The organism is Dickeya chrysanthemi NCPPB 402, assembly GCF_000406105.1.
GTDB lineage: Bacteria > Pseudomonadota > Gammaproteobacteria > Enterobacterales > Enterobacteriaceae > Dickeya > Dickeya chrysanthemi.
The window spans coordinates 4,348,059-4,369,719 of the sequence record NZ_CM001974.1; the positions used below are offsets into that span (position 1 = coordinate 4,348,059).

Here is a 21,661-nt window from a genome sequence, read left to right on the forward strand (position 1 = left end):
CTGACGGTACAGCCGTTAACGGCGCAACGCCTCATCACGCAACCATTCGGCTACGCGTTTGGCGAAATAGGTCAATACCCCATCAGCGCCGGCACGTTTGAAACACAACAGCGACTCCATCACCAGCGGCTGCTCCTGTAGCCAACCATTCTGGATCGCCGCCATCTGCATCGCGTACTCGCCGGACACCTGATAAGCGAAAGTCGGTACGCCGAAGGTATCCTTCACCCGGCTCACCACATCCAGATACGGCATCCCCGGTTTCACCATCACCATATCAGCCCCTTCCTGCAGGTCTTGTGCGATTTCCTGCAATGCCTCATTCGTATTGGCCGGATCCATCTGATAGGTTTTCTTGTTGCCGCCTTTCAGGTTGCCCGACGAACCAAGCGCATCGCGGAACGGCCCGTAGTAGCAAGACGCGTACTTGGCGGAATACGCCATGATCTGGGTATTGACCAACCCCTGCTCTTCCAGCCGCCCACGGATAGCGCCGATACGGCCGTCCATCATATCGCTGGGCGCCACGATCTCCGCACCGGCTTGCGCGTGAGACAACGCCTGACGCACCAGAATCTCTTTGGTAATGTCATTGACCACGTAACCCTCTTCGTCGATTACGCCATCCTGACCGTGAGTGGTGTAAGGGTCCAACGCCACATCGGTCAGCAGCCCCAGCTCCGGCACCGCATCTTTCAACGCACGCACGGTACGCTGCACCAGCCCATCCGGATTGTAGGCTTCTTCAGCCAGCAACGACTTTTTATCCGCTTCAATCACCGGGAACAGCGACAACACCGGGATGCCCAATTTGGCGATAACCTCCGCTTCGCGGACCAGTTCATCAATCGTCAGGCGATACACGCCCGGCATGGAGGGCACTTCCTGACGCCCCTGTTTGCCTTCCATGACAAACACCGGGTAGATGAGGTCGTTGACCGTAACCTGATGCTCCGCCACCAGACGACGGCTGAAATCATGACGGCGCAGACGGCGCAGACGACGTCCAGGAAACGCACCGGGAAAAACATTACTCATCTTTATTCTCCTTTCTGGCCCGGACGGAAAATCCGACGGGCGTTTTCATCCACATTCCTGCCGAACCATTGCGCATCCTGGCTGCGCCAACGCGCAACCTGGCGGACAATGTGCGGCAGAAAACAAGGTTCGTTACGGCGGGATGCAGGTTTAGGATGTAAATCCCGGGGTAACAGATAGGGCGCATCGGTTTCCAACAGTAACCGATTATCCGGGATCCGTGGCAGCAACGCGCGCAGCGCCAACCCACGACGTTCGTCACATACCCAGCCGGTAATGCCGATCATCAGCCCGGCACGCAGGCAATCATCCAGCTCGTCACCTGAACCGGTGAAACAGTGCAACACCGCCGCCGGCAGTTTATCGAGCCACGGCGTCAGCAGCGCCATAAAGCGCTCATGCGCATCGCGACAGTGCAAAAAAACCGGTATCGCGCGTTCAGCGGCGATGGCTAACTGCGCGCTAAATGCCAGTTCCTGTTCTTCGGGGGTAGAAAAGTTACGATTGAAATCCAGCCCGCATTCACCAACCGCCAACACCTGATCACTTCCTGCCAGTTGATAAATCAATGCTGCGGCATCATCGTTCCAGCCGCTGGCGTCATGCGGATGCACACCGGCGGTTGACCAGCAATAATCGGGATACTGTGCTGCTATCCTGCAGGCTTGTTCACTCTCTTCGGCGTTGGTTCCCGTCAACAATAGCCCCGTTACGCCGGCCTGTCGGGCGCGTGCCACAACCTGCTCTCGGTCTGAACGGAACTGTGGGCTGGTGAGGTTAACGCCAATATCGAACATGAGCGGATATCCGGAAATTCGTCACGGTCATCCTGATGGACAACCCAAAAAACAACACCTCCCGAAAGAGGTGTCACAGTAAGAAGATCGCCGCTTACGGCGAGATACTACTCAGGGAGACGGCGCAGATTCGTCTACGTCTTCTTCCTCTGGCTGACGCCGCTTACCGACGTAGAACCTGGCGAAAAACACCCCGATTTCAAACAGCAAATACATCGGAATGGCCAGCAGCGTCTGGGAGAACACATCCGGCGGAGTCAGCAACATCCCCACCACGAACGCGCCCACCAGTACGTATGGCCGTTTCTGCTTCAGGCCTTCCGGCGTGACGACCCCACTCCAGCACAGCAGCACAATCGCCACCGGTACTTCGAACGACACGCCGAACGCCATGAACAACGCCATCACAAAATCGAGATAGTTGTTGATGTCGGTGGCGATTAATACCCCTTTGGGCGCAGTTTGTGCAAAAAAGGCAAACGCCAGCGGAAACACGATAAAATAGGCAAAGGCCATCCCCATGTAGAACAGCAGGCTGCTGGACACCAGCAACGGCATCATCAGCCGCCGCTCATGTTTGTACAACGCCGGCGCCACAAACGCCCAAACCTGATACAACACCAACGGCGCAGATAAAAACACCGACACGATCAGCGTCAGTTTGATTGGGGTGAAAAACGGCGAGGCCACATCGGTCGCAATCATGCTGGCCCCGGCCGGTAGCTGTTTAATGAGCGGTGCGGAGACAAACTGATAGATGTCATTGGCGAAATACACCAGCGCCAGAAATACCACCAGCACGCTGATAATGCTATTTAACAACCGCTTACGCAGTTCGATCAGATGGCTGATCAGCGGTTGGGTTTGATCAACAGCCATAGGTTAACGATCACCAGAAGGTTGGGAAGGAGGAGCCGACGTGACCTGTTCAGGTTTGGCCTTGCTTTCGACATGGACTGTACCGCCTAATGCCGGATCGGCAGGCGCTGGCACGGTCTGGATTGCCGTTTCAGTACGTGTGGTGGCCGGCTCCGTAGCCGGAGCGGCGACAGCAGGGGAGGACGACACGGTCTTCCGCTCAACGTCCAGCACGCCATCGTGCGCGGCTTCAGGATCGCCAAGCGGCACATGCTCCGGCGAATCACTGCCATCCAGTTTGATACTGTGGGGGCGCTTCATCGCTTCGGCAGCCTCTTTCAGCTCATCCATCGACGCTTTAAGCTCTGGCGACAGATTTTGTAACTGGCTGGCCTGCTCTACTTTCTTCAGGCTGTCCTGCAATTCCTGCAGCTTCATCTCCTGTGCCAGTTCATTTTGCACCGTCGATGCCAATGAGCGCAGTGCCCGAATCCACCCCGCCACGGTTCTTACCGCAATCGGCAGACGCTCCGGCCCCAGTACAACCAGGCCAATCACCATCACCAATAGTAGTTCACTAAACCCGATATCAAACACCGGTTACACCTGCTCTTTATGCTGACTTTTCTCTTCCGGACTGTTCTGCGGCTTCTGCTCCGAAATGGATTTGGTCGCAAAGTCAGCGTCCTGTTGTTTGTCGTTATTGGCAGCAGGCTGATCGTCGCTCATTGCTTTCTTAAAGCCTTTGATAGAGGCACCGAGATCGGCACCAAGCGATTTGAGCTTGCCCGTACCAAACAATAAAACCACGATGACCGCTATCAATAACAAACTTGGAAGACTAATACCGCCCATACTCTGCCTGCCTCTTTGTTCAAAAGGAATTCATGCTACACACTCATCACCATAATCTCGGCGACAAGGCCATATTCAACGTGTACACCGCCAACCTATTATCCAGGCCACCAAACCGGCCGCAATCAGCCCAGCAGGAACAACATGAGCCTCAGCCTGGCTTATCAGTAACGCAGTGCCACTGAGCAACAATGCCGCCCCAACGCCCAGCATATAACGAGACTGCCCCTGACGGATGCGCTGGGTACGCAGCTCATTAGACAACCGATCCATATTCTGTTTTAACATCTTATGCTGGCGTAAGCTGTCGTAGAACAGCTCTGGGATCTCAGGCAGTTTTTCCGCCCAAAACGGCGCTTTTTCTTTAAACGCCCGCAACATTGCAGGAAGACCAACCTGGTCTTTCACCCAGGTTTCCAGAAACGGCTTAGCCGTCTTCCACAAATCCAGCTGTGGGTAAAGCTGACGACCCACTCCCTCAATGTACAGTAACGTCTTCTGGAGCAGCACCAATTGGGGCTGAACTTCCATATTGAAGCGACGCGCCGTATTAAAGAGGTTCAATAATACATGACCGAAAGAAATTTCTGCTAACGGCTTTTCAAATATTGGCTCACAGACCGTGCGGATAGCGAATTCGAACTCTTCTACGTTGGTGTCGTGCGGCACCCAGCCGGAGTCGACATGCAGTTCAGCAACGCGACGGTAGTCACGGTTGAAAAAGGCAATAAAGTTCTCCGCCAGATAGCGCTTATCGTCTTTATTCAGCGAGCCGACAATGCCGCAATCAATACCGATATACTGCGGGTCTTCCGGATGCTCATAACTGATGAAGATGTTGCCGGGATGCATATCCGCATGGAAAAAGCTGTCGCGGAATACCTGGGTGAAAAAGACCTGTACTCCCCGCTCGGCCAACAGCGGCATATTAACGCCGTGCCGCTTCAACGCATCCACATCCGACACTGGAATACCGTAAATACGCTCCATGACCAGTACCCGCTCATTGCAATAGTCGGAGTACACTTCCGGTACGTACAGCATCGAGCTGTTTTCAAAGTTTCGCCGCAATTGAATGGCATTAGCCGCTTCACGCAGCAGGTTCAGTTCATCCAGCAGTGTTTTTTCGTAGTCGCGCACCACTTCGCGCGGCCGCAGGCGACGCCCATCCGGCAACAGAATCGGCAACCAGCCGGCCAGTCGATGCATCAGGCGCATATCCGCCTTGATCACCGGCAGGATGTCCGGACGAATGACCTTGATAACGATGTCTTTGCCGGTGGTTTTCAGCCTGGCGGTATGTACCTGAGCGATCGACGCCGATGCCAGCGGCTTCGCGTCAAAATCATCAAACCAGGTTTCCAGCTTGCCGCCCATCGAGGTTTCGATCTGATGACGGGCCAGCTCACCATCGAAAGGTTCAACCTGATCCTGCAACATTGCCAGTTGATCGGCGATAGCCGGGGGAAACAAATCACGACGGGTGGACATCATCTGACCGAACTTGATCCACACCGGCCCCAGTTCCTGCAGCGCCAATCGCAGGCGCTCGCCCAGCGGTTTGTCTTTGTGACGATTCGGTAACCAGAACAATAAACAACGCCACAAACGCAACGGCATCGTCAGCGGTAATCGCGGAATCAGTTCATCCAGTCCGTAGCTCAGTAATACCCCGATAATTCGGTACAACCGCAAGAGTTCTCCCGGCGTCATGGCGATCCCTCCATTTTGGCCAGCCGGGCGGACAACGCCTCCACCGACTGCGCCAGCGCATCCACCTCATCCGCAAACCAGAGTCCCTCCAGTTTGCCGGGCGCCAGGCGCCACTCTTCGGTTATTGTTTCCGATAACGCCTGTTGCTGGCGGCACACAGAACGCATCAGCGTGCCGGCAACCTTGCCTGCCACCTGACTCACCCCCTCCGCCGCAACATCGCCCAACCAGGGAGATAACCATTCCGCCGGGTCAAATTCGGCCAGATCCAGCAAGGTGACAAATTGCTGCGCCACCTGAATATCCCCTTCCAGCACCAAATCGCCACTGCGCATCAGCGCAGACAATTGCTGCCGGTCGCGCAGTTTCATCAGTGCCGACAGGTGAGTCTGCAACAAACAATCCGGTTGTGCCGCCCACTGGCTCATGACATCAAGGCGGTATTCGGAAAAGATCAATACCAGCGGCGTATCCAGTTCCGCCACTTCAACTCGCAACGTTTTTCCGTGCAAACGCTGACGGGCGGCTTTCATGCTCCGGTCACGGAACAAAAGCTGGTTGAGCGCCGTTTCCAGTGCCGCCGTCAACACAGGCATTATCAACATGGGAGTATCCAACTCAGAATTTAAATCCGCGATGCAGCGCTACGATGCCGCTGGTCAGATTAAAGTAATCCACACTGTCAAAGCCGGCATCGATCATCATCCCTTTCAATGTTTCCTGATCCGGATGCATACGGATGGACTCCGCCAGATAACGGTAACTACCGGCATCGCTGGCAACCATCTCGCCAATACGTGGCAGCACATGGAAGGAATAAGCGTCGTATACCTTGCTCAGCGCTTTCACGGTCGGCTTCGAGAATTCCAGCACCAGCAGGCGGCCACCGGGTTTCAGCACCCGATACATGGAGCGCAGTGCTCGCTCTTTTTCGGTTACGTTACGCAACCCAAACGAGATAGTAATGCAGTCGAAAAAATTCTCCGGAAACGGCAGGGCTTCGGCATTGGCCTGAACATAACTGATATTACCCACCACACCCAGGTTGCGCAGCTTCTCGCGTCCTACTTTCAACATCGACGCATTGATATCCGCCAGCACCACTTCGCCGTCATCACCCACCAGACGAGAGAATTTGGCCGTGAGGTCGCCGGTGCCGCCGGCCAGGTCCAGCACACGCTGACCACGGCGCACACCGCTGCATTCGATGGTAAACCGCTTCCAGATACGGTGAATGCCAAATGACATCAGATCGTTCATCAAGTCATATTTAGCCGCCACAGAATGAAAAACATCCGCCACCATGGCTTCCTTATCATCTTTAGCTACCGTGCGAAAACCAAAATGTGTCGTATTATCCGAATCGTCTACCATGTTATCCGCCTGCTTTTTCAACTTCAGGATCGTGTTACCCATTAATGGGTAGCATTAATGGGTAAAGAGTGTAACAGACGCCGCCTAAAAGCGACCGCCCTTCTTTTCACCCTGTGCACCGAACCTGATCAACATCATATCGCCGTGCCGTTCGGCACATCATCCATGCTATTCACGCCCTGTTCAGCCTCATCATCATGCGCATCCTGCGATAACGCGAGCCATTCATCGGGTGCCGCCGGTTCATCCTGCATCATAGGTACGTTGACTGGCCGCTTAATCTCCACCCCCAACGCACGGAACCCTTCGGCCTGGCCGATCAGGTTGCCACGCCCAGACGCCAGTTTCTTCATCGCCTGACGGTAACCCGCCTGTGCCTTGTCCAATCCTTGCCCCAGCGACGCCATATCATCAACGAACAAACGTAGCTTGTCGTACAACCGTGACGCTCGTTCAGCGATCAACTGCGCGTTGCGGCTTTGCTGCTCGTAACGCCAGAGATTGTTAATCGTCCGTAACGCTACCAGTAAAGTCGTGGGGCTGACCAGCATAATATTGTGGCGTAATGCCTCGGTAATTAGATCAGGTTGACGATCGATAGCCACCAGGAACGCCGGTTCGACCGGAATAAACATCAGCACATAATCGAGAGAACGCAACCCCGGCAGTTGCTGGTAATCCTTGCTGCCCAGCAGCCGCATATGATTACGGATGGACAACAGATGCTCGTTCAGCGCCACCGCCCGATCAGCCTCGTTAGCGCCGTTGAAATAACGCTCATAGGCCACCAGCGACATTTTGGCATCGATAACCACATCCTTGCCGTGCGGCAGCCGGACGATCACATCCGGTTGCAGACGGCTGTTGTTGCCGGTCTGGACGCTGACCTGAGTGTCATATTCGTGTCCTTCACGCAGCCCGGAACTTTCCAGTACCCGGCTCAGTACCACTTCCCCCCAGTTACCCTGGGTTTTGTTGTCGCCTTTTAACGCATTGGTGAGGTTGATGGCTTCCTGCGCCATCTGGGCGTTGAGTTGTTGCAGATTGCGGATTTCATGCGCCAGCGTATGTCGTTCGCGGGATTCCGCCCCGAAGCTCTCTTGCACCTGACGGCGAAAACCATCCAGTTGCTCGCGTAACGGCGTCAACAGCTTCTCCATGCTCTGCTGGTTTTGCTGATCTACCTTATGCCCGGTCTGCTCAAAGATACGATTGGCGAGGTTTTCAAACTGGGTGGATAACCGCTGTTCGCTATTCATCAACAACCGCTGCTTTTCTTCCGCCGCCAACCGGGTTTCTTCAAGGCGAATGGTCACTTCGCGCAGTTCTGCTTCCTGCGCACCGTTAGCTTCGCGCAACGCGCGCAGTTCCTGATTGAGCTGAGCGCACTCGTCCCGCAACTCCGCCAGTTGCCGCAACTTTTCTTCACCCGCCGCCAGTTGCGCGTGTAACGAACGCAACTCCTGCGTTTGCTGCTCCAGCCGTTGTTGGTCTTGCTGCCGCGCCTGCTGGTTTTCAGTCAATTGCCGACGCGTCTGTTCCAGCGCCTGCTGCTGTAACTGAAATTCGGTGTCATGCCGTGCCAGGCGCTGCTGTTGCAGCAGGCTGGCGGCCAGCCAGCCCAGCAGCATGCCGACCACGACACCGCCGACGCCATAAAATAAGGAGATCTCCACACCGCCTCCGGGTTATGCGTACCACTGCCCGCCAAGGTAGAATGAGGCTGTATATCTGTCCAGAGGTTATGCGAAAAATCGGCCGAAAAAGCCGCAGACAAACGGAAAAATGCGAGCCGACTTCAGAAAGCCGGTGACAGAAAAAACAAAACCGGCCCAGAGGGCCGGTTCTGAAACCGAGAATAGGGATTAAGCCAAACGCTGCTTCGCGTCGGCAATCGCACGCGCCACTTGTTGCGGCGATACCCCACCCTGGGCGGCGCGCTTATCCAGACAGGATTGCAACGACAATACCGGATAGACATCGTCTTCAATCACCGCGCTGAACTGTTTGAGATCCGCCAGCGACAAGGCTTCCAGCGCTTTACCCTGACGAATCGCTCCCACCACCGCTTCACCGACGATATGGTGCGCTTCACGGAATGGCACACCTTTGGCGACCAGATAATCGGCCAGTTCGGTGGCGTTGGCGTAGCCCTGCTGCGCCGCTTCCTGACAACGTGGACGTTTCACCTGGATGCCTTCCAGCACCAGCGCCGCCATCAGCAGGCAGTCGTGCCAAGTGTCCAGCGCATCGAACAGCCCTTCCTTGTCTTCCTGCATATCTTTGTTATAGGCCAGCGGCAGCCCTTTCAGCGTCACCAGCATACCGGCCAGCGCACCCTGCACCCGGCCGCACTTACCGCGGATCAGCTCCAGCGCGTCCGGGTTCTTTTTCTGCGGCATCAGCGAAGAGCCGGAGGTCACACGGTCAGACAGCTCGACAAACGCCGCTTCACCGCTGTTGAAGAAAATCAAATCTTCGGCGAAGCGCGACAGGTGCACCATGCCGATAGACGCGTCGGACAGCAGCTCCAGTACGTGATCGCGGTCAGAAACCGTATCCAGACTGTTGCGGGTAGCCGATGCAAAACCCAGCCAACCGGCCAGTTGCTCGCGGTCAATCGGATAAGCGGTACCCGCCAGTGCGCCGCAGCCCAGCGGGCTGACGTCCAGACGCTTGAGCGTGTCTTCCAGACGGCTCTCATCACGCGCCAGCATTTCGTGATAAGCCAGGCACCAGTGTGCGAAGGTGACCGGCTGTGCGCGTTGCAGGTGGGTATAGCCCGGCATCACCGCGTCCTGGGTCGCTTCGGCGGTAACAACCAACGCCGCTCGCAGATGACGAATCGCCTGCGCCAGTTCGCTCACCTGCGCCTTGCACCACAGTTTCAGGTCGGTAGCGACCTGATCGTTACGGCTACGCCCGGTGTGCAGTTTCTTACCCAAATCGCCGACTTTCCCGATCAGTTTCTGCTCCACCCAGCTGTGGATGTCTTCCGCGTCGCTTTGCAGGACAGCCTCAGGGTCCGCCTGCACCTCTTGCAACAGTGCATTGAGCGCCTGCTCCAGTTGCTGCTGCTCCTGAGCGCTCAGTACGTTCACCGTCACCAGCGCCTTAGACCAGCCGATGGATCCGATAATGTCCTGCTCCGCCAGACGGTAATCAAACCGCAGTGAATCGTTGAACTGTTTAAAACGCCTATCTGCCGCCTGCGTGAACCGTCCGCCCCACAAAGCCATAACTACACTCCCGGTCTCTCTGATAAAGGCGGGTCGACTCCTGTCCGGCCCACCGTTGAACTGCCCGCGTTTCACCGGCGGCTTACGCCGGGAGAAAGCGTGATGAATGCGTGCTGATTACGCCAGAATACGGGTGCCGATAGACACGCCGTTGAACAACGCCGGCAACTGCTCGGCGTGGCGCCAGCTGGCGATATCCACCGGACGCCCCAGCGCACGCGCCGCGTCCAGCGCCGCATTCACTTTCACGATCATACCGTCGGTAATAATGCCTTGTGCGATCAGCTCTTCCGCTTTACCGGCGGTCATTTCCGCGATGCGCTGGCCTTTGCCGTCCAGAATGCCGCTGACATCGGACAACAGGATCAAATCAGCGCCCAGTGTTTGCGCCAGTGCGGTAGCCGCCTGATCGGCGTTGACGTTCATCAGCTCACCACCGGCAGTAATGCCGATGGAACTGATCACCGGCAGATAACCGGCATTCAGCAGGGTGTTAAGCAACGCCGGAGAACCCGCTTGCGCTTTACCCACGTGCCCCAGTTCGTCGTTCAGTTGCGTCACTACGGTACTGCCGCCATCCGCCAGGCTCAGGCCCACGGCGTTGATGCCGTGACGAATCGCCCAGGCCAGCAGGGTTTTGTTGGCGGAACCGGCCAGCGCGCCGGTAATAATGTCGATCTGGTCGGCGGGCGTCACACGCAGGCCGTTTTTCTTGACCACCGGCAGCGACAGTTTCTTCATCAGGTCATCCACCAGACAGCCGCCGCCATGCACGATAACCAGCGGGCGCTGATGCTGTTGACGGTAAGCGACCAGCGCGGTGAACAGGCGCTCCAGCGCCTCTTCGCTATCCAGTAATACGCCACCTAATTTGATAATTAATGGATTCATCGGTCTTTGCGCCTCAGGGTGTCATCAGAGTAAGGATTGGGTTTCAGGGAAACCGAAGCGAATGTTCATGCACTGCACCGCCTGCGCCGCCGCGCCTTTGAGCAGGTTATCTTCGGTAGCGACCACGATCAGGTGCTCATCCTGCACCACGAAGCCGATATCGCAGAACGGCAATCCGACCACCGATTTCAGCGCCGGTACGCCTTTCTCATACAACCGCACCAGCGGCTTGTCGTGATAGGCATTGTGGTAGGCTTCCGCCACGTCCTGTGCAGTAACGCCCGGCTGCAAACGACAGGTGATCGTCGCCAGAATACCACGCGGGAAATTGCCCAGATGCGGGGTGAAAATCACCGGAATACCGAGATGGGTGGCGATTTCCGGATGATGGCGATGATTGAAAATGCCATACGGTTGCAGGCTGACTTCACAGAAGCTGTTGGTCATGCTCGCTTTGCGGCCGGCACCGCTGACGCCGCTGGTGGCGTCGATCACCGGCCACTGGTTCGGGTTCAGCAAACCGCCTTCCACCAGCGGTTTCAGCGCCAGTTGAGAAGCGGTGGGGTAACACCCCGGCACGGCGACAAGCTGCGCCTGTTTGATGCGGTCCGTCTGCCATTCCGCCAGGCCGTACACCGCCTGCGCCAGCCAGTCAGTATGCTGATGCTCGAAGCCGTAGTAACGGGTATAAAATTCAGGATCCTGCACGCGGAATGCGCCGGAAAGATCGAACACGGTACAACCGGCGCTCAGGAATTGCGGTGCCAAATCGTGGCTCACCTTGTGGTCGGTTGCCAGAAACACGACATCGACGCCTTTGGCGGCTTCAGCCACATCGGTCAGCGGCTGCACCGGCAAATCAATAATGCCTTTAAGCTGGGGATGCAGGTCGGAAATGCGTTTTCCCGCATCAACGCTTTGCGCGGATACCGCCAAAGCGGTTATGTTCATCTGCGGGTGACGGTTCAGGTACAAGGCCAGCTCAGCGCCAGTATAGCCACTTGCACCAACGATCAACGTATTCAGCATGAGTTCGGTATACCTTTATTGCCAGATAGGTGGAACAGGGAGCAGGCTCATCAGCGTGGCCACGCCGTTCACCCACAACAGCCAGAAGAAACGATTATGCGACAATCTCGCCTCGCCGCACAGCTTGTGATTTCATTTCGCCTGGCATTATTGTATTTTTATTCACAATAAATGCATGAATATTGATACTATCCTAACCCAGAGGCTGTCAACAGTGAAGATGAATTTACCCCCTTTTATGGAGCTCTACCGGGCATTGATCGCCACGCCGTCCATCAGCGCCACCGAGCACGCGCTGGATCAAAGCAACGAGACCTTAATCAATCTGTTGGCGGGATGGTTTAGCGATCTGGGTTTTCATGTTGATGTGCAGCCGGTCCCCGGTACGTTTAATAAATTCAATCTGTTGGCTCGTCTGGGCGAAGGCAGCGGCGGGCTGCTGCTGGCCGGCCACACCGATACGGTGCCGTTCGACGACGGACGCTGGACGCGCGACCCGTTTACCCTGACCGAGCACGACAACAAGCTGTATGGGCTCGGCACCGCCGATATGAAAGGCTTTTTCGCCTTTATTCTCGATGCGCTGCGCGATGTGGATGCCGGCAAACTGACTAAGCCGCTGTATATTCTGGCCACCGCAGATGAAGAAACGACGATGGCGGGCGCCAAGTATTTCGCCGAATCGACCGGCATTCGTCCGGATTGCGCCATTATCGGCGAGCCAACCTCGCTGCAACCGGTACGCGCCCACAAGGGTCACATGTCGAACGTGGTTCGTATTCAGGGCCAGTCCGGTCATTCCAGCGATCCGTCGCGCGGCGTCAATGCCATTGAGCTGATGCACGAGGCCATTTCCGAGCTGATGGTGCTGCGCAACACGCTGCAACAGCGCTATCACAACCCGGCGTTCCACATTCCCTATCCGACCATGAATTTCGGCCATATTCATGGCGGCGATGCCGCTAACCGCATTTGCGCCTGCTGCGACCTGCACATGGACATCCGTCCGTTACCGGGCATGACGCTCAGCGATCTCAACGGCTTGCTGAGCGAAGCGCTGGCGCCGGTTAGTGAACGCTGGCCGGGCCGCCTGACCATCAGCGAGCTGCATCCGCCGATTCCGGGCTACGAATGCCCGGCAGATCATCAACTGGCGCAGGTGGTGGAAAAACTGGTAGGGCAACCGACCGATGTGGTGAATTACTGCACCGAAGCACCTTTTATTCAGGAACTGTGCCCGACGCTGGTACTCGGCCCCGGCTCCATCAACCAGGCGCATCAGCCGGATGAATTTATCGACATGTCGTTCATCAAACCCACGCGCACGTTGATTACCCAGTTGGTGCATCATTTCTGCCAGCATTGATTTCGCCCGCCGATTTCGCCTACTGCACAGACTCATCACTTGCCCGGCTTTGAGTGCCGGGCAACCTCCTGACAGCCACGGGCAACTTCCTGACAGCCAAACCGTTAGTCTCAGCACCGCAGTCCCTCGTCGTTTCTGCCTTCTTAATTGCCGTTTTATCGTCCAATGGCTCGCCGCATGCTTGCTTTCCCCATCGCCCTAAGATAAGTGTCACTTATCAGCAAGCTTTTGTAATTAAATTTCACAAATTGCCTTTGTACCGGTTAAACAGGTACAACTGTAGGGATTAAAAGACGTTCATTGACGAACAATCGCGAACATGGCTAGATAACAGACAGTAACCACACAGTTATTGTGTGTAATAAATTTACAAAATCATGAGGTGGGTCAGGGTAACTATGAATGAACAATATTCCGCCATGCGGAGCAATGTCAGCATGCTGGGTAAATTGCTGGGCGACACCATCAAGGATGCTCTGGGTGCTAATATCCTTGAGCGTGTTGAAACCATCCGCAAGCTGTCTAAAGCCTCGCGGGCCGGCAGCGAAACACACCGTCAGGAACTGCTGACCACATTGCAGAACCTGTCCAACGAAGAGCTGCTGCCGGTCGCCCGCGCGTTTAGCCAGTTCCTTAACCTGACCAATACCGCCGAGCAGTACCACAGTATTTCGCCGCACGGCGAAGCGGCCAGTAACCCGGAAGCGCTGGCGACGGTGTTTCGCAACCTGAAAAACCGCGACAACCTGAGCGACAAAGACATCCGCGACGCCGTGGAATCGCTTTCTATCGAGCTGGTACTGACTGCACACCCAACCGAAATCACCCGCCGCACGCTGATCCATAAACTGGTCGAAGTGAATACCTGCCTCAAGCAGCTCGATCATGACGATCTGGCCGACTATGAACGTCACCAGATCATGCGTCGCCTGCGCCAATTGATCGCCCAATATTGGCATACCGATGAAATCCGCAAAATCCGCCCGACGCCGGTAGACGAAGCGAAATGGGGCTTTGCGGTAGTAGAAAACAGCCTGTGGGAAGGGGTGCCCGCCTTCCTGCGTGAACTCGACGAGCAAATGGACAAGGAACTGGGTTACCGCCTGCCGGTGGATTCGGTGCCGGTACGCTTTACCTCGTGGATGGGCGGCGACCGGGACGGCAACCCGAACGTAACCGCCGAAATTACCCGTCGCGTGCTGTTGCTGAGCCGCTGGAAAGCCGCTGACCTGTTCCTGCGTGATGTGCAGGTGCTGGTATCCGAATTGTCGATGACCACCTGCACGCCTGAGTTGCAGCAACTGGCCGGCGGTGACGAGATACAAGAACCGTACCGCGAACTGATGAAAGCGTTGCGCGCGCAATTAACCTCTACGCTGGACTATCTGGATGCCCGCCTGAAAGGCGAGCAACGCATGCCGCCTAAAGATTTGCTGGTCACCAACGACCAGCTATGGCAACCGCTGTACGCTTGTTACCAATCGCTGCACGCCTGCGGCATGGGGATCATCGCCGATGGTCAGTTGCTCGACACCCTGCGCCGCGTGCGTTGCTTTGGCGTACCGTTGGTACGTATCGACGTACGTCAGGAAAGTACCCGTCACACCGATGCGCTGGCGGAAATCACCCGCTATCTGGGGTTGGGGGATTATGAAAGCTGGTCGGAATCCGACAAGCAGGCGTTCCTGATCCGCGAGCTGAACTCCAAGCGGCCGTTGCTGCCGCGGCAGTGGGAACCGAGTGCTGACACGCAAGAAGTGCTGGAAACCTGTCGCGTCATCGCCGAAACCCCACGCGATTCCATCGCCGCCTATGTTATCTCGATGGCGCGTACCCCGTCCGACGTGCTGGCGGTGCATTTGCTGCTGAAAGAAGCCGGCTGCCCGTATGCGCTACCGGTAGCGCCGCTGTTCGAAACCCTGGACGACCTGAATAACGCCGATAGCGTCATGATTCAGTTGCTCAATATCGACTGGTATCGCGGCTTCATCCAGGGCAAGCAGATGGTGATGATCGGCTATTCCGATTCCGCCAAAGACGCCGGGGTGATGGCGGCGTCCTGGGCGCAGTACCGCGCGCAGGACGCGCTGATCAAAACCTGCGAAAAATACGGTATCGCACTGACGTTGTTCCACGGCCGCGGTGGTTCGATTGGCCGTGGCGGCGCACCGGCCCACGCGGCGCTGCTTTCTCAGCCGCCGGGCAGCCTGAAAGGCGGCCTGCGCGTGACCGAGCAAGGCGAGATGATCCGCTTCAAGTTCGGCCTGCCGGAAGTCACCATCAGCAGTCTGTCGCTCTACACGTCCGCCATTCTGGAAGCCAACCTGCTGCCGCCGCCGGAACCGAAGCCTGAGTGGCATCACATCATGGATGAGCTGTCGCGTATTTCCTGCGACATGTATCGTGGTTACGTGCGTGAAAATCCGGATTTCGTGCCCTATTTCCGCGCGGCTACGCCGGAACTGGAACTGGGCAAACTGCCGTTGGGGTCGCGCCCGGCTAAACGCCGTCCGAACGGCGGCGTGGAAAGCCTGCGCGCCATTCCGTGGATTTTCGCCTGGACGCAAAACCGCCTGATGTTGCCTGCCTGGCTGGGTGCCGGTGCGGCATTGCAGAAAGTGATCGACGACGGCAACCAAAACCAGCTCGAAGCCATGTGCCGCGACTGGCCGTTCTTCTCCACCCGTATCGGTATGCTGGAGATGGTGTTCGCCAAAGCAGACTTGTGGCTGGCGGAATATTACGATCAACGGCTGGTGGAAGAAAAACTGTGGTCGCTTGGCAAACAGCTGCGCGAGCAACTGGCGAAAGATATCAAGGCGGTGCTGACCATCTCCAACGATGATCACCTGATGGCTGATTTGCCGTGGATCGCCGAATCCATCGCGTTACGCAACGTCTACACCGACCCGCTCAACGTACTACAGGCGGAGTTGCTGCACCGTTCACGTCAGCAGGACACGCGGGACCCGCAGGTCGAACAGGCTCTGATGGTCACCATCGCCGGCGTCGCCGCCGGGATGCGCAATACCGGTTAGTCACGGATGTCTGTTGCATATCGAAACCGGGAGTACTCATACTTCCGGTTTATACACTCCAGATAATTCGAGTTACAGGAATATGCTACCCGGTGGCTGTGGTTTTATCATCATGACCGTCCCAATATGGCACTGATTGGCTGTACACCGATGCAGCATATTCGGCGCACACACTGATTCTGCTCATCAGCGCTGTTAAAAATGGAGGGATTACCAAACCGGCTTACCTGCTTGATTCAGTCTGCATAGCTGGAAAACATTTTTAGCTAGGTCGACGTCCAGAAATACGATATTCATACTCACTCTCCTGCTGAGGCGGCGACGGTTTTGACATAAAACGACATCCCCTGACCGTCAGACTCGGTGCATCCTAAGCAGGCAGCACATGGCTTTGATATTAAACTCAGCACGATGTTTTTCGATAAAGACAGCCTTCATTTCAGGCGCTTCGCCAAGTATGTCGCAGCCTTTTGGAGAATGGCCTACTCTTCATCCCATTCAGCCAATTTCCGCTTAAGACGAACAATTTTCACAAACATTTCTTATTCACGTACGTAAGAGGAATAACATTATTTATTCTATCGTGCCAAGCATACAACTGAGATTCATACAGGCTAAGTTCACAGGCAGCGTTGGCAACAGCAATACATTCAGCCAACTTCGGGGCTTCGTCGTGGAATTCGAGTGTGTACTTTAACGGGACGCTTTGCTGGTTGATACTGGTTTTGTCATGAGTAATCACCTCTGGTTGGGAGCTTACTCACTTAGTCGCGAGCCCACTATTGCTGGGTAAGATCACCCACCTGCAAAATAAGTGAGAGCTTAAGTTACAGGATCTTTAATTCGGAGCCATATAGGTACTGAGATGATGCTTACGTTTGTTGACCATTTTAGATTGAAGAATCTGGTAAAAGCATCCTACAAAATATACTGTCTCTCATCTTATCCGTCTAAACCTTTTCTTTTTGCAAAAGTTTTCATCTTTCGTCTATTGGTAAAGAGGTTCAAATGTCCCGAGTTTATATCCATCCGAAATGGGATGAGGTTAGTCTGGAGCGTGTTCTTTTCGCGCTCAGCGATCCCATACGACTGAATATGGTAAGGATGCTGGCCTCCAGCACGAGAGTAAACAGCTTGTCACTTGGGCCCGGCATGCCAAGATCGACGATTACCCACCATACTCGCATATTGCGTGAATCAGGGCTGACGCGAACATTACCAGATGGTCGTAACTGCTGGATCAGCCTGCGCAGAAATCTTCTTAATGAGAAATTTCCAGGGCTGCTTGAAATTATTCTGAAAGACCATAGTTTGGCATCAGATACTAAAGGCAACTGATGCCAGAGTGAAGGTTATCCAAGTACTTCCAGTGCTGACTCTTTAGTCAATAGCTTTCTTTCACCACGGTGAGTGTAGCTGGCTGGTTCAGGAGTAACTGCGTGTTCTTGGATGTAATCCAGAGTTTCCTGTAGCCGAACCGCTGTTTCTAGACCTGGGAACGATTGTGACGGTGGGGTACCGTCTTTCACATAGCCGTATACGTCACTGCATAGCTTTGACAGTTTATATATAGTGGAAAACTTCTCAACACTATTCTCTTGCCGTTCATTAATAATGATATTTTCACTTCCATCTGAGTTTAGTGACCATATGCGAAGATGATCGCAGTCCCAAGAAGGGGTATCATATATAATCCTAGCATGGATAATTTCTCCAATTTCATCCGTGAATGAAAAATCGACACTTCGCTGTCGCTGAATGTTCACAAAGCTACTAAATCCGGTAACTGGCACATTATTAAGCTCAGCTGTAAGCAAAACCGTATCGAGAATATGATCACCAGAAATGGAAAAATCAGACTTCACCCCTGATACACTTCTAATATCGAGTGAGCATTTTTCATTACATATCCAGGTTATTAGATCCAAGGGGTGGATAACCTCACTTGTCACACCGCATGTAGGTCTGTAATCGTTGATACGATTTTTTCCCCAGACGAAATTGGCACGTACCAGTTTCCATTTCCTTTCAATAATGAGAGACTTTAGTAAAATAGTTGCGAAGGAATAACGTTCAACAAGGTCCAGCGCAAATCCGCTAAGGTTCTGGAGATTGTTGCAAGCCGTTTTCCATCCATCTCCTGGCGTCGCCAAGGGCTTCTCACAAAGAATAAAGCCATCATAGCTAGAAAGAGACTCAATAATATTAATATGCTGATTATCCGTTGCACTAATAACGATAATTTCCGGTTTGAATTTTTCCAAAGCGACCTGGACACTCTCATAACATGGTAATTCATGCGAAATTTTCGTTCGGTTTACATATGCAAAATTAATTTTTTCTGTATGAATAACATTTTTGAAAGCAGAATAAAATCTATTTCCTGCATATCCAAGTCCAACAATAAGGATATTCATCATTAAATCTCACGTATGAATAGAGTTTCTTGTTCAGGAATGAATCCCTGTGCTATATAGAACGCTTTAGACCCTGGCGTTGACTCCAGTAGAATTTTTGAGACCTTTTTTTCAGAAAACCATTCTGTCAGCGACTTCAACAAAGAGGCAGCCACTCCTTGTCTTTGAAAGGATGGTGCAACGACTACTGACTGAACCCAGCCACAGTATCCTGATATACAATCTCGGGCAGGTGCCCTACGATCAATGATACCTGTCGAGCAACCAATAACTTTTTGCCCAATTAGAGCGACAAAAATTCTTATGCCCGTATCGTACTCCAGAACATCATAAAGCCATTGCCGGTACTGTTCCCTCCAGATATGCCGCTCTTCTTGTGTCCGGCATACGTAAGACGCAGAGGATGTTTGTTCAAGCAGGCAGGACCGAAGTCGGATCAAATCATCAATCTGATGTCTTTCAGCCTGTTGTATGAGGAAAGACTTTATATCCATTTATACAGCCTCTTCCTTAATGCTATTTTGTGCGACAAGGGGGATCCCGAAGTATTCAAACGTTTCTCTCAGTGAAGATGCCAGATGCATAATTTGTTCGCGGGTATGATTCGGTGTTGCGTTGATGCGAAAACGTTCTGTCCCGACGGGTACGGAAGGAAAGTTTATAGGTTGCAGATAGATATGATGCTCTCTCAGCAAGCGCTCAGCGGCTGCACGACATTTACCCGCATTTCCAACAAGGATAGGGAGGACGTGAGTACTAGAACACGGCATCACAGGGATCTTCATTTCACCGAGTGCAAATCTGAGTAATGCCGAATTATTATGCAGACTTTCTCTTAATCCATGGTGGTCTTTTATATAATTAAGGCTGGCAAGACACCCTGCAACGATCGCAGGCGGTAATGAAGTGGTAAAGATGAAACCAGTGGCAAAGGAACGTATGGTATCAATAACGATTGCTGAACTCGCAATATATCCCCCGATCAGGCCAATAGCTTTCCCCATTGTTCCCTGAATAATATCAACCTGATCTGCAACATGCATTTCATCCGCTTTGCCTGCACCTCTATTGCCATACATACCTATGGCGTGCACTTCATCCAGAAAAGTCATGGCATTATATTTTTTTGCCAACCTGATTATTTCCGGTATAGGGGAAACATCCCCATCCATTGAATAAACAGATTCAAATACAATCAATTTTTTACGCTCTAATGGATAAGAGGAAAGAATTTTCTCAAGATGTTTGACATCATTATGGAGAAATATCTCCTTCTGAACCTTTACGGCCCTTATTCCGTTAATTATTGAAGCATGATTAAGTTCATCACTGATGATGACTATATCATCCATCAGGTGCAAAAGGCATTGTAATGTCGCATCGTTGGAACTAAATCCGGTAGGAAAAACTAATGCAGCCTCCTTGTTATGCCATTCTGCCAGGCTAGACTCAAGCTTCTCAAAGAGTTCATGATTTCCGCCAATATTTCTAGAGCCCCCTGCACCTGCCCCATAAAGATCAACAGCAGTATGCATAGCTTGTCTTACCACAGGGTGTTGAGACATCCCCAAATAATCATTACTACACCATACTACAGCAGAAGAATGGTCTTCTGTAATATCTGCAAGAGGATACTTTCCACAAATTCTATTCAGCGTAACAAAATTTCTGTATTGGCCTGTTTTTTTTAAAGCATCAACCTTTTCACTAAAGAAAATTTCGTACATATTAATATCCTAAATTATTGTGGAGTGTTATTTATGAAGTTTTTCATCAGATGGATAATAAGTGCTAAAAGAGCGACTAATATTGCAAACAATGGTAATGAGCTTGAGTGGTTATTGGCATTTAAAATAGTGGCACCCACCACCACCCCTATTGAACCACCTGCGTAGTTTGCTGATGAATTCCAACCAATCAGTGATACTGCATGTTCTGGTGCGTAATTGATCAGGGAATGCTGCTGCGGAGCGATACTTGACCATCCCGCGAGCCCCCAGAAAAAAGTACCCGCCAAACAAAAATACAATGAGCCATACCCAAAGGCGATAAAACTACTCACTAACAAAGTAATTAGAGTTAGAGTGGTTAACCAAGGGGAAATTAATCTGTCAATGACCTGCCCAACAAACATAGCACCGATTAATCCGCCAATACCCCAGGACCAGATAATCTTAGGAATTTCCTGACCCATACCTTTATCTGCGCTGATTTCTGCGATAAAGGTATAAAGTCCCAAGGAAGCGATACCAGTCAGCACCGTGACCATCAGTGTCATCAGAGTTAATCTGGAGGCCAGTGCAGACAATCGCTCCTTAAAGGGAATAGCCTTTGGTGCTGAAAAGGTTAGTCTATTAAAAAGCATTCCAGCCATAGAAATTATGCCCAACAAGGCAATCAGCCCAATGGTAGCACGCCATCCAAATCTATTTTCTACCATCAGGCCAGCAGGAACCCCCAAGGCAGTGCCTACACTAAGTCCGGCAAGTACCAATGCTAATGCCCTTCCCTTATGCGACTCGTCAACCATACCGGCCGCACAAGCAGAAGTCAGTGGTGAGAAGATACCCGCACCACATCCAGCAAGTAACCGAGAGAACAAAAGCCAACTGAGGGAATGAGACAGCAAAGTTATCAAATTCCCTAAAATAAAAGTGACGATACCTGAAATCAACGCAAAACGAGCGGATGTTCGAGATGCAAAAACAGGGGCAAGTAAAGGAGCTGAAATAGCATAGGCTGCAGTGAATAATGCCACGCCTAAACCAATGCTGGCTTGTGTCGTTTGCAGGGTTATCGCCATTGACGGTAACAAACCTGCTAGCACATAGGCATCCAGACCAAGCGCAAACGTCCCTATGACCAGAGGCCAGAGCCGCCAGAGGTTTCCATTAGTCATACTTATCCTATGTAAAATTCAACCTTGCTATAAATAACAACATTCCTAATGTTCGATAAATGTCGAACATTAGGAATGTTGTTCCTCAACACGCACTCCGTCAATATAGGAATGATGCTATTTTTTGATATTCATCAAGGTTCTTTC

The 21,661-nt window shown here is 53.1% G+C and carries 19 protein-coding genes and 1 pseudogene; 3 read left to right on the forward strand and 17 right to left on the reverse strand.

Features of this window, described 5'->3' with window-relative positions; translation table 11 throughout:
• Positions 1–15: 15 nt before the first annotated feature.
• The 12 genes from hemB to argC form a co-directional block, all read right to left on the reverse strand.
• A complete protein-coding gene (gene hemB, locus DCH402_RS19265; RefSeq protein WP_040002894.1) occupies positions 16–1,038 on the reverse strand; it encodes a porphobilinogen synthase in 1,023 nt (340 codons plus the stop codon).
• A gap of 2 nt (positions 1,039–1,040) precedes the next feature.
• Entirely contained in the window at positions 1,041–1,835 is a 795-nt protein-coding gene (gene tatD / locus DCH402_RS19270; RefSeq protein WP_040002895.1) for a 3'-5' ssDNA/RNA exonuclease TatD, read from the reverse strand.
• A gap of 111 nt (positions 1,836–1,946) precedes the next feature.
• Positions 1,947–2,714, reverse strand: a complete 768-nt coding sequence (tatC, locus tag DCH402_RS19275; protein WP_040002896.1) for a Sec-independent protein translocase subunit TatC — start codon at positions 2,712–2,714, stop codon at positions 1,947–1,949.
• Positions 2,715–2,717: 3 nt separating this feature from the next.
• Positions 2,718–3,290: a Sec-independent protein translocase protein TatB gene (gene tatB / locus DCH402_RS19280; RefSeq protein WP_040002897.1), complete on the reverse strand. Its 573-nt coding sequence runs from the start codon at positions 3,288–3,290 to the stop codon at positions 2,718–2,720.
• A gap of 3 nt (positions 3,291–3,293) precedes the next feature.
• Complete coding sequence (gene tatA, locus DCH402_RS19285) at positions 3,294–3,548, reverse strand: twin-arginine translocase TatA/TatE family subunit (RefSeq protein ID WP_040002899.1); 255 nt, start codon at positions 3,546–3,548, stop codon at positions 3,294–3,296.
• A gap of 75 nt (positions 3,549–3,623) precedes the next feature.
• Positions 3,624–5,261, reverse strand: a complete 1,638-nt coding sequence (gene ubiB / locus DCH402_RS19290) for a ubiquinone biosynthesis regulatory protein kinase UbiB (RefSeq protein ID WP_040002900.1) — start codon at positions 5,259–5,261, stop codon at positions 3,624–3,626.
• Positions 5,258–5,866 (reverse strand): ubiquinone biosynthesis protein UbiJ, encoded by a 609-nt coding sequence (gene ubiJ / locus DCH402_RS19295; RefSeq protein WP_040002901.1) that lies wholly within the window; start codon positions 5,864–5,866, stop codon positions 5,258–5,260. Before ubiJ ends, ubiB begins: the two co-directional genes overlap by 4 nt.
• A 13-nt stretch (positions 5,867–5,879) precedes the next feature.
• Positions 5,880–6,635 (reverse strand): bifunctional demethylmenaquinone methyltransferase/2-methoxy-6-polyprenyl-1,4-benzoquinol methylase UbiE, encoded by a 756-nt coding sequence (ubiE, locus tag DCH402_RS19300; protein WP_040003756.1) that lies wholly within the window; start codon positions 6,633–6,635, stop codon positions 5,880–5,882.
• Between the two features lie 134 nt (positions 6,636–6,769).
• Positions 6,770–8,311 carry a DNA recombination protein RmuC gene (rmuC, locus tag DCH402_RS19305; protein ID WP_040002903.1) on the reverse strand — a complete coding sequence of 514 codons (1,542 nt, stop codon included), beginning with the start codon at positions 8,309–8,311 and terminating at the stop codon, positions 6,770–6,772.
• Between the two features lie 189 nt (positions 8,312–8,500).
• Positions 8,501–9,874: an argininosuccinate lyase gene (argH, locus tag DCH402_RS19310; RefSeq protein WP_040002905.1), complete on the reverse strand. Its 1,374-nt coding sequence runs from the start codon at positions 9,872–9,874 to the stop codon at positions 8,501–8,503.
• A 117-nt stretch (positions 9,875–9,991) separates the two neighbouring features.
• Complete coding sequence (gene argB, locus DCH402_RS19315) at positions 9,992–10,765, reverse strand: acetylglutamate kinase (protein ID WP_040002906.1); 774 nt, start codon at positions 10,763–10,765, stop codon at positions 9,992–9,994.
• Positions 10,766–10,789: 24 nt separating this feature from the next.
• Positions 10,790–11,794, reverse strand: a complete 1,005-nt coding sequence (gene argC / locus DCH402_RS19320) for an N-acetyl-gamma-glutamyl-phosphate reductase (protein WP_040002908.1) — start codon at positions 11,792–11,794, stop codon at positions 10,790–10,792.
• A 214-nt stretch (positions 11,795–12,008) separates the two neighbouring features.
• On the opposite strand from argC, the gene argE reads away from it, so the two are divergent.
• Both argE and ppc read left to right on the forward strand, forming a co-directional pair.
• Positions 12,009–13,160 carry an acetylornithine deacetylase gene (gene argE, locus DCH402_RS19325; RefSeq protein WP_040002910.1) on the forward strand — a complete coding sequence of 384 codons (1,152 nt, stop codon included), beginning with the start codon at positions 12,009–12,011 and terminating at the stop codon, positions 13,158–13,160.
• Between the two features lie 398 nt (positions 13,161–13,558).
• On the forward strand, positions 13,559–16,198 hold the full coding sequence (gene ppc / locus DCH402_RS19330; RefSeq protein ID WP_040002912.1) for a phosphoenolpyruvate carboxylase: 2,640 nt from the start codon (positions 13,559–13,561) through the stop codon (positions 16,196–16,198).
• 360 nt (positions 16,199–16,558) lie between these two features.
• Here the strand turns inward: ppc and DCH402_RS23210 are convergent.
• Positions 16,559–16,930: pseudogene (locus tag DCH402_RS23210) on the reverse strand (IS3 family transposase); the annotation flags it as partial.
• A gap of 276 nt (positions 16,931–17,206) precedes the next feature.
• Here DCH402_RS23210 and DCH402_RS21780 point away from each other — a divergent pair.
• On the forward strand, positions 17,207–17,536 hold the full coding sequence (locus DCH402_RS21780) for an ArsR/SmtB family transcription factor (RefSeq protein ID WP_071604747.1): 330 nt from the start codon (positions 17,207–17,209) through the stop codon (positions 17,534–17,536).
• A 14-nt stretch (positions 17,537–17,550) separates the two neighbouring features.
• Here the strand turns inward: DCH402_RS21780 and DCH402_RS19335 are convergent, their stop codons facing one another.
• From DCH402_RS19335 to DCH402_RS19350, 4 genes are read right to left on the reverse strand one after another with little or no spacing between them, the layout of a single operon-like run.
• Entirely contained in the window at positions 17,551–18,618 is a 1,068-nt protein-coding gene (locus DCH402_RS19335; protein ID WP_200864865.1) for a Gfo/Idh/MocA family oxidoreductase, read from the reverse strand.
• Positions 18,618–19,109, reverse strand: coding sequence for a GNAT family N-acetyltransferase (locus DCH402_RS23440; RefSeq protein WP_040002913.1), 492 nt, complete (start codon positions 19,107–19,109; stop codon positions 18,618–18,620). The genes DCH402_RS19335 and DCH402_RS23440 overlap by 1 nt, the downstream gene beginning before the upstream one ends.
• Positions 19,110–20,342 (reverse strand): 5-aminolevulinate synthase, encoded by a 1,233-nt coding sequence (gene hemA, locus DCH402_RS19345; RefSeq protein ID WP_040002915.1) that lies wholly within the window; start codon positions 20,340–20,342, stop codon positions 19,110–19,112. It lies immediately after the preceding gene.
• Positions 20,343–20,356: 14 nt separating this feature from the next.
• On the reverse strand, positions 20,357–21,514 hold the full coding sequence (locus DCH402_RS19350; protein WP_040002916.1) for an MFS transporter: 1,158 nt from the start codon (positions 21,512–21,514) through the stop codon (positions 20,357–20,359).
• Between the last annotated feature and the right edge of the window lie 147 nt (positions 21,515–21,661).